Raw genomic sequence first — 2,035 nt, forward strand, 5'->3', positions numbered from 1 at the left:
CCATCTTTTAGCACCAAGTACTGTGATGCCGAAAAATTTTACATAAATCAGAGATAGAATTCCGATTATATATAAAAAGATAGAATAATTGATAAGTTTTTTATAGTTGATAAAGGGCATTATCAAAATAGCCAATGCAGATAAAAAAACGAAAATGATTTGTTTTTTTATAAAACTTTGAGTTTCATATATGGTTGCACTATAAATTCCTATTAAACTTAATGATATTAGGAAAAATGCGTATATTAAAATAGGTAAATCATAGGCCTTTAGTATATTTTTCATTTTAGAATTTTAAAATAAACACATTCATGTTATTTTCTATTTTAACTTTAATTTTTATTCCATAAAGTTTAGCTATTTCATTTACTATTGCAAGACCGAGCCCTGTTCCTTCGGAAGAGCGAGATTTATCTGCTCTATAAAATCTATCAAATATTTTATCTCTGTCTTCTTCTTTTATGAGCTTCCCTGTATTTTTTATATAAATGGTTTTATTTTTGGACTGGATAATAATTTTACCATTCTCATCATTATATTTTATAGCATTTTCAATAAGATTAAAGAATAATCTTTTTATATCCTCATAGTTAGCGTATATATGTAAGTTTCCATTTAGATTAATTTCAATGTTCAATTTTTTTTCTTTTATTTTTTCTTCAAAATATTGGATTATTTCACTGATTATTTTATTTATATCAACTTTTTCTTTTGTTTTTTGTCCAATACTTGATAAAAAAAGCATGTCTTCTACTATTTTTTTCATGTACCCAAGGTTGCTTTCTGTTATTTCTATGTTTTTTTCAATATTTTGAAAGTTTTTATGTTTCATTAGTTGAATATTAGATGAGATTACAGTCAAAGGGGTTTTTAAATCATGTGATGTATTTTGTATAAACTCTTCCTGTTTTTTCATTGATAATTTTAACGGTCTTAATATATATTTTGATATGTAAAATGAAAATACAAGTAAGACAGATGACAAACCAAAGAAACTATAAAATAAAATTGCTTTTAATTTATACATATCTTTTAAGATATTTTTTAAATCTTTTCCAACGTAAATATGATATTGGTCTAAATTCTTGTTTATTACCACAGAAAATACAACTTCTTGATTGAATACTTTAAATCCTATAAAAGGTGTATCAAAATTGCATATTTTACCTTTATAAAAAAGTAAACTGAAGAGTAATTATATATACATGCATAAACATCATCAGGTATTTTTAGTTTCTGTAATAAAAACATATCATTTGGTATTTCTTCCAAGTTCCTTGCTATTTCAAAAGCAGTACTTTTTAATTTATCACTTATTTCAAAAACTATCTGCTGCTTATAAAAATAATATACAGTTCCTCCAAAGGCTGATAATATTACAGCAGTAATTACTGAAATTAAAAGGGTTATTTTTAAACGGGCTTTAGTAAACTGGTCAAACATTATTCTATTTTATAACCTACTCCGGGAATATTTTTTATAAGGTCTTTGTCTTCCAGTAATTTTCTTAAAAGTTTTATATTTGCTCTTACAGTTTCCTTTGTTGGATAGTCCGTAATATCCCAGCATCTATTCATCAGCGCATCGTAAGAAACGATTTTACCTCTATTGATTAATAATTGCTGAAGTATGCAAAAAAGTTTTGGTGTAAGCTCTATTTTTTTACCGTTTTTATAGACAATTCTGTTTTCAATATCAAAAGTATAATTGTTTATTTTCAAGACATTTGATTTATTTGTTGAACTTCTTCTTATTAAAGCTTTCACTCTTGCAATTAGTTCCTCCATATCAAATGGTTTTGAAAGATAATCATCTGCCCCAATGTTAAGTCCTTTTACTTTGTCCTGGGTTGCAGATTTTGCAGTAAGCATTAAAATAGGTGTTTGAATATTTTTCTTCCGTATAATTTCACATAATCTAAAGCCGTCAATTTTTGGGAGCATAATGTCTAATATAATTATGTTATAGTCGTAGTTTTCTATATAATCTAAAGCTTCTTCACCGTCAAAAGCTGAATCTGTTAAAAAGTTATTAA

Annotated in this window: 4 protein-coding genes; all 4 read right to left on the reverse strand. The window is 25.7% G+C overall.

Translation table 11 applies throughout. From position 1 onward, the window contains the following. Nucleotides 1–285: FtsW/RodA/SpoVE family cell cycle protein (locus HG1285_RS03565; protein ID WP_008288841.1), on the reverse strand; the 285-nt coding region annotated here is incomplete at its 3' end. Nucleotide 286: 1 nt separating this feature from the next. Continuing rightward, entirely contained in the window at nucleotides 287–1,099 is an 813-nt protein-coding gene (locus tag HG1285_RS03560) for a HAMP domain-containing sensor histidine kinase (RefSeq protein ID WP_008288842.1), read from the reverse strand. A 35-nt stretch (nucleotides 1,100–1,134) separates the two neighbouring features. After that, nucleotides 1,135–1,443 carry a hypothetical protein gene (locus tag HG1285_RS03555; protein ID WP_008288843.1) on the reverse strand — a complete coding sequence of 103 codons (309 nt, stop codon included), beginning with the start codon at nucleotides 1,441–1,443 and terminating at the stop codon, nucleotides 1,135–1,137. Then, on the reverse strand, nucleotides 1,443–2,035 hold a 593-nt coding region (locus HG1285_RS03550), incomplete at its 5' end, for a response regulator transcription factor (protein ID WP_008288844.1). The genes HG1285_RS03555 and HG1285_RS03550, both read right to left, overlap by 1 nt.

The organism is Hydrogenivirga sp. 128-5-R1-1 (assembly GCF_000171895.1).

Coding starts and splice junctions, on each gene's coding strand:
- HG1285_RS03555 (WP_008288843.1), bottom strand. CDS start 1,443: ATGTTTGACCAGTTTACTAAAGCCCGTTTAAAAATAACCCTTTTAATT.